8 protein-coding genes are annotated in these 6,022 nt (G+C 69.4%); 7 read left to right on the top strand and 1 reads right to left on the bottom strand.

The window, feature by feature from the left end; translation table 11 throughout:
• Window positions 1–176: 176 nt before the first annotated feature.
• A complete protein-coding gene (locus EJK15_RS67065) occupies window positions 177–560 on the bottom strand; it encodes a VOC family protein (RefSeq protein ID WP_138720562.1) in 384 nt (127 codons plus the stop codon).
• A gap of 177 nt (window positions 561–737) precedes the next feature.
• Here EJK15_RS67065 and EJK15_RS67060 point away from each other — a divergent pair, with 177 nt between their 5' ends.
• The 7 genes from EJK15_RS67060 to EJK15_RS67030 all read left to right on the top strand — a co-directional run bounded on the left by EJK15_RS67060 (window position 738) and on the right by EJK15_RS67030 (window position 5,852).
• On the top strand, window positions 738–1,184 hold the full coding sequence (locus EJK15_RS67060; RefSeq protein ID WP_138720561.1) for a hypothetical protein: 447 nt from the start codon (window positions 738–740) through the stop codon (window positions 1,182–1,184).
• Window positions 1,184–1,564, top strand: a complete 381-nt coding sequence (locus tag EJK15_RS67055; RefSeq protein WP_138720560.1) for a hypothetical protein — start codon at window positions 1,184–1,186, stop codon at window positions 1,562–1,564. The genes EJK15_RS67060 and EJK15_RS67055 overlap by 1 nt, the downstream gene beginning before the upstream one ends.
• Entirely contained in the window at window positions 1,561–2,298 is a 738-nt protein-coding gene (locus tag EJK15_RS67050) for a hypothetical protein (RefSeq protein WP_138720559.1), read from the top strand. The genes EJK15_RS67055 and EJK15_RS67050 overlap by 4 nt, the downstream gene beginning before the upstream one ends.
• Window positions 2,295–3,005, top strand: a complete 711-nt coding sequence (locus tag EJK15_RS67045) for an FtsK/SpoIIIE domain-containing protein (protein WP_138720558.1) — start codon at window positions 2,295–2,297, stop codon at window positions 3,003–3,005. Before EJK15_RS67050 ends, EJK15_RS67045 begins: the two co-directional genes overlap by 4 nt.
• Window positions 3,006–3,063: 58 nt before the next feature.
• Entirely contained in the window at window positions 3,064–3,495 is a 432-nt protein-coding gene (locus tag EJK15_RS67040) for a hypothetical protein (RefSeq protein ID WP_138720557.1), read from the top strand.
• A 450-nt stretch (window positions 3,496–3,945) separates the two neighbouring features.
• Window positions 3,946–4,209, top strand: coding sequence for a hypothetical protein (locus EJK15_RS67035; protein WP_138720556.1), 264 nt, complete (start codon window positions 3,946–3,948; stop codon window positions 4,207–4,209).
• Window positions 4,210–4,337: 128 nt separating this feature from the next.
• On the top strand, window positions 4,338–5,852 hold the full coding sequence (locus EJK15_RS67030; protein ID WP_138720555.1) for a replication initiator: 1,515 nt from the start codon (window positions 4,338–4,340) through the stop codon (window positions 5,850–5,852).
• Window positions 5,853–6,022 lie beyond the last annotated feature (170 nt).

Genomic DNA, 6,022 nt, shown 5'->3' with positions numbered 1-6,022 from the left:
GGCCACCCCCACACCAAGATCATTACCGCGGGGGTTCGTCCGGCTGGGCCGGGCGGCTTGATCTAGTAGGGAAACTCATCACACACGGGAACGTTGGGGACGTGGGCGCGCGGGCGCGCGTGTGGTGTCCCGCGACAGGTCGGGACAGGTGCCGCGTGGTCTTGGGGGCCAACCTCTTACGCGACGCAGAACTCGTTGCCTTCTGGGTCGAGCATCACGACATGGCCAAGGTGTTCACTGTACGACTCCTCGCGGACAGTCGTAGCCCCGGCGGTTACCAGCTCGGTGACTTTCGCACGGATGAGGTGCTCGCGCTCGGTCATGTCCCATGGCGGCTCGCCCGCCACGCGGATGTCGATGTGCATCCTGTTCTTAGCTGTCTTGCCCTCAGGCACCCTGAGAAAGCCGATGGCTGGGCCGACGCCGTCCGGATCGATGATGGAAGCACCGTCCGGGTCGTCGTACCCCGGCTCAGCCACATACCCGAGGGCGATCGCCCAGAACGCGGCAATCGCATGCGGGTCGGCCGCGTCGCAACCGAGCGTCCAATGTGTCGCCATGCGTGCAAGCATCCCATGGGGCTGCAAAGTACGGGGTCCGACGGGCGGCTCTAGCATGCCAGACGCGTTGGCGCGTGCGGATATGCCATAACGGCATCGCATTGAACTGTTCGAACGCATGTTCGAGTACAGCCTTCCAGAGTGGGTGTCATAGGGGCACCCCGGAGGGAGGCAGAGATGCGCTTTCCGATCGACACGAGCCAACTGGGGTTCACGGTGACGTCGCCGCCGAGTCCGGCGAAGGACTTCACGACCAAGAAGGTTCGGGTCACCGATGACGGTCGGCCGGTCATGGTGGTCAACCTGCTGGCCATGGACGGCAACGACTCCACAAAGATCAAGTTCAACCTTCCGGGTGAGCAGAACCACCTGAAGCCGGGTCAGTCCGTGCGGGTGGAAGGGCTCGCCTACGGCATGGCCAGGGACGGCGAGGTGCGGTGGTGGAGCGCCGATGCCGTGATCCCGCTGAACGCGGGTCCGGTCACGGCGCAGTACGTCTCCGCGCCGTCCGCTCCTGCGTCGGTGCCCGCGAACGGCGAGAGCCCAGCCGGTGCGGCGCGGGGGCGTAACCCGCACGCAGCCTCCCGGCACGGTGCACCCGGTGAGGGCGGGGGCGAGAGCTGATGGACCTGGTGATCGCGCCTGCGGGGACGCGGGTGAACACCTGGCGGGTACCGACCGGCTGGCCGTTGCTGAGCTTCACGAGCTTCAGCGGACAGCTTGTGGTGCTGCGGGTGGATCATCTGTCCCCCGCCGTGGCGCGGTGGTTCGCCTCCACCCTGGCGCAGGCGGCCGACGCCTTCGCCCGTGAGGTGGACGCCTGCTTCACCGAGGGTGAGCCGGGCTGGCTGCGCCGGTCCGGGGAGCTGGAGCTGTCCGGCGTCGTCTTGGTGCCGCTGAGTGATCCGCCCGGGGTGGCGGCGGTGCCCGCGCTGTCCCACCGTCCGCCGTATCCGGCGCATCAGGCGACCGGTGCGGGCGGGGAGTCGGAGGGGCCGTCATGACGGGGCTGATGGGTCCGCAGGTTCCAGGACGGCCGTCCGGGCTGCCGCCGATGGTGGAGATGCCCGCCGTGCCGATCCGGGCGCAGTCCACCCCCACCTCACGGCTGACCACGTACGTACTGCGGCCGGTGTGGCTGCGCCGTCGCGAACTGGGCTTGAGCCTGGTCACGGTGGCGCTGGTCGGCGGGGCCTGGCGGCTGGGTGACTGGCCGGTGGCGCTGGGCGTGGCGGTGTGCCTGGCCTCGCTGGTCGGCGGCGTGCCTGCGGTGCGCGGCTGGCTGCGGGATCTGCTGTGGCGGGCGCGCGTCATCCGCCAGTGGGACAAGGCGGCCCGCTTCGCGGGGCTGGCCACGCACAACGACCGCATTCCGCGCGTGATGGCGGCGGCGCGGACGTCGGCGGGTGAACGCCTGCGGGTGCGCATGCCGAAGGGCGGCGCGGCATGCGATGTGGAAGACCGCGCCCCGTGGCTGGCCTCGTCGCTGGAAGCCTCCGACGTGCGGGTGCAGGCCGATGAGGTCAACGCCCGGTATGCGGAGGTGGAGGTGATCCGCCGTGATCCCCTCGACGCCTTCGGGGTGCTCACCTGGCCGTGGGCGGACGCACCGCGTCAGGGATGGGTGGCAAGCGCCTGGGATCCGCTCCCGGTCGGGATCTCCGAAACCGGGGAGCTGGTCACGGTCGCGCTGCTCAGTGACGGCCCTGAGGAGATCGAAGGGAGGGACCAGCGGTGAGCGTGCATACGATGATCGGCGGCGGTCCCGACTCCGGCAAGTCCGTCTCCCTGCAAACCCTGATCGCGGGCCTGAACCTGGACCCTGCCACTGAGGGCGTGTACATCGACGGCAAGAACGGCGTGGAGCTGGCCGCGTGGGAGCACGTGGCGCACGGCGGGATCCGCTCCGACATCGACAGTGCGACAGAGGGCCTGGAGTGGGCGGTCAAGCGCATGGATGAGCGCTATGCCTACCTGGCGGCGTCCGGCCTGCGGAAGATCACACGCGGGATGGGTTACGGCCTGCTGGCCGTGATCATCGACGAACTGGCCGCGTTCACCCTGTACCCGAACAAGAAGAAGCGGGATGCGTTCCTGGTGCCGCTGCATGACCTCGGGGCGCGGGGCCGCGCGGCGGCGGTGCGAGTGATCGCGGCCACGCAGAAACCCGGATCCGACGTGGTGCCCACGTACATCAGGGATCTGTTCGATACCCGATGGGCACTGCGGTGCACCACCCGTGAGGCGTCGGACACCGTACTTGGCTCCGGCTGGGCGCAACGCGGCGTCGATGCCTCCACGATCCCCATCGGCGCGGCCGGTGTGGGCTACCTGCTGGCTGGGGCCTCCGGCCCGATCCGGCAGAAGGGGTTCTACCTGTCGGACGCGCAACTGTCCGACTTGGCGGCGTACGCGGCCAAGCTGCGCGCCTCCACCTGGAGGTAAACGCCTCCACCGTTCCACCAACCAAAGAGAAACGATCAACACACAGAAGGAGACCATCATGTTCCGTCCGACCACGCTGTTCGCCTCCGCCATCCTGGCCGCCACCCTCGGCGCGCTGCCCCTGGCGGCCACTGCGGCGAACGCCCAGACCACCGCGCAGAGCACGGCGCACAGCACGGCGCAGACCACCGCGCAGACCATGACGGCGCACAGCACGGCGCAGCAGTCGGCGGCACCGTGCCGCAAGATCCAGATCACCGGCCGGAACGTCGCCATCCGCGACTTCCCGTTCGTCAACGGCCTGGTGCTGCGCACCGTTCGCACCGGAACCATCCTGACCACCTGCGAGCGCACTCGCCTGGCCGGGTCCAGCTACCCCAGTAAGTGCGGCCTGCGGGGCGACGTCTGGTACAAGGTGCGATCGGGCCGCGTGAGCATCACCGGAAGCCCCTTCGGCTTCGTGCCGGTCACGTGCGCGCGGGCGCTGTGACGCTCGTCTGAGCGGGCGCGGGGCGGGGCTGCCTGGCCGGTTGAACGACGCGTGAGCGAGCCGGACGGGCGGCCCCTCCCCTTGGCGGGCCACGCCCCCCTCCAGTGCGCCGACCCGCAAATCAGGTATAGCAGTAACCAAGCGAGTGCGGATAGTAGTCAAAGCTGTTGTGGTCGCAGCTCACGGCGACAGTGCGCGGCGGACGGGACCACTACCGGCCCGGGATCTTTCCGGAAAGGGCTCTTACCTGCGGAAATGTAGACGAAATATAGGGGCGATCAGTTGAACCGATCGGCGTCCGGCAGCGTACAACCCGTGTCTGACACTCCTGTCCTGACGGACAGCGGCAAGCGTAAGACCCGGGGTCCCACCCCCGGGAAGGGATCGCGCGACGGGGGCGAGGGACCGGCGGGCGAGAGACAGGGAGACACACCGAGAGGAGCAAGGACAGTGAAAGTCTGGATCATGGCGGAAGAACTCGCGCCGGTGGAGATCAGCGAGGAATACGCGGCCGAACGGTTCGTGTCCTGGCTGTTCGGCGCGGGCCGCACAGAGCTGGAACACACCCTCAAGACGTTCGCACACGCCCCGTGGAAATCGGGCGGGCTGGGCGCGTCGATGCTGGACAGTCCGGCGGACGTGGAAGCGCTCATGCTGGCGGCTCGGGGCCGTTGGCACCCGCTGACGGTTCCCAAGCAGCGGGCACCGCAGTAGGGCACACGCGCCGGGGCGGCGGTGAGGTCCCGGAACGGATCGGGGGATCTGCGCACACGACGCGCACATGACGGGGGGCGGCCTGTGGGGACCGCCTCTTGGCAGTCAGGTCAAGCAGGAGCGATCAGATGATGCGAAGCTCTACGGTGCTCGGGCAAATGATCGCCCGCGTGGCCGATGATGAGGAATACCGGCGTTGGTCCGCCCAGGTCGAGCGGGCGGGGCACTGCGTACGACCCGTGAGGTTGTCCGGGTCGGCGATGACGGTCAACAGGGAAACCGGAGAGATTGAGGCCACCTACTCCAGCGCGGGCGAGCCGGGCGGGGTGCTGCTGGTGGCGTGCAAGGACCGCCGCGAGAGCGTCTGCCCGCCGTGCGCGGCGCGCTACCGGGCCGATGCCTGGCACGTGTTCGCCGCTGGCGTGCGGCACGGGAACGATGCCGATCACGATGCCGATGGTCCTCGTGGTGATGACGGCGGCGCTGCCGGTCTCGGTGATGAGGGCGGTCATGGGGCGGTGGGTAACCCGCTGGTGCTGGCCACGTTCACCGCGCCGAGCTTCGGACGGGTGCACGCCGCCCGCGAGGGTCGGGTGTGCCGGGTGGCCAGAGGCGGCAACAGGACGTGCGAGCACGGCAGGCCGCGAGGGTGCCCCTCGCGCCACGATGCCAAGGATGCGATGGTCGGGGCTCCGCTGTGTGAGGACTGCGCGGACCTGGCCGGTCAGGTGTTGTGGAACGCCCACGCTGGGGAGCTGTGGCGGCGCACCGTGATCTATGCGTATCGGGCGCTGGCCGCTCTTGCCCCCGCTGTCGGCGGGCAAGCCTTGACCGTGCGTGCCGTGCGCGGGCTGCTGCGGCTGTCCTATGTGAAGGTCGCCGAATTCCAGAAGCGGGGCGTGGTCCATCTGCATGTGCTGGCCCGCCTCGACGGCGTGAACCCCGACGATCCCGACCAGGTCGCCTCTGCTCCGGCGTGGGCCGGGGTGGACCTGCTGACGGCGGCCCTGATGCACGCGGCGCAGCATGTCAGCGTGCCTCTTCCGGTGGTCGACGGCCACACGGCGGCGACGGCGCGCTGGGGCACGCAACTGGACATCAGGCCCGTGCCCGCAAGCCGCATCGACGGGGCGCGGGTGGCGGGCTATCTGGCCAAGTACGCCACCAAGACCGTCTCCGACAGCGTGAACGGTCTCCCAGCCTCTCGGCCACGCGCTGAGGAACGGGAGGACGTGGGGCAGGGCCGCGCGGTACCGGCGCACGTGGCGGCGCTCACGGCGGTGGTGCGCAAGCTGGCGCGGCTGGCCACCTGCCGCACGCTGCGGCTGGCCCGGCACATTCACACGCTCGGCTTTCGCGGGCACGTGACCTCCAAAAGCCGCCGCTACTCCACCACCTTCACCGCGCTACGCCAGGCACGACGGGCGTGGCGGCTGGCCAACGGGGGACGCGAGCGCGACCCGTGGGCGCAGCAGCAGACGGCCACCCCCGACGACGGGGGCGACGCGGGCACGGTCGTGGTGGGTGACTGGCGGATCGCGGGTATCGGCTACCGGACGCTCGGCGATCGGGTGCTGGCCGAAGTGCTCGGCCGTGAGCATCGCCAGGCACGCGAAGCGTGGCGGATGGGGCTGATCGAGTAAGGGCGCCAGATCCAGGCCGGCGGCTACGGCGAGCGTGCGACCTGGGAAAACGCGCCGAAGGCACCACTATTTTCAGGTTCTTGGCTGTTGGGGTTTGGCCTTCTTCCCCGGCTTCTCACCTGTGCTCGACCTACGGTGCTCAACCGGCACCACGTGGTTTTGCTTGGACA

It is taken from the genome of Nonomuraea basaltis (assembly GCF_005893125.1).
Taxonomy (GTDB): Bacteria; Actinomycetota; Actinomycetes; order Streptosporangiales; family Streptosporangiaceae; genus Nonomuraea; species Nonomuraea basaltis.
This window is presented reverse-complemented; position numbering and strand designations above follow the sequence as displayed.

Excerpts from the sequence above, each read along its gene's own strand:
- EJK15_RS67040 (WP_138720557.1), top strand. The coding sequence starts at position 3,064 with ATGTTCCGTCCGACCACGCTGTTCGCCTCCGCCATCCTGGCCGCCACC.
- EJK15_RS67055 (WP_138720560.1), top strand. The coding sequence starts at position 1,184 with ATGGACCTGGTGATCGCGCCTGCGGGGACGCGGGTGAACACCTGGCGG.
- EJK15_RS67050 (WP_138720559.1), top strand. The coding sequence starts at position 1,561 with ATGACGGGGCTGATGGGTCCGCAGGTTCCAGGACGGCCGTCCGGGCTG.
- EJK15_RS67030 (WP_138720555.1), top strand. The coding sequence starts at position 4,338 with ATGATGCGAAGCTCTACGGTGCTCGGGCAAATGATCGCCCGCGTGGCC.
- EJK15_RS67060 (WP_138720561.1), top strand. The coding sequence starts at position 738 with ATGCGCTTTCCGATCGACACGAGCCAACTGGGGTTCACGGTGACGTCG.
- EJK15_RS67065 (WP_138720562.1), bottom strand. The coding sequence starts at position 560 with ATGGCGACACATTGGACGCTCGGTTGCGACGCGGCCGACCCGCATGCG.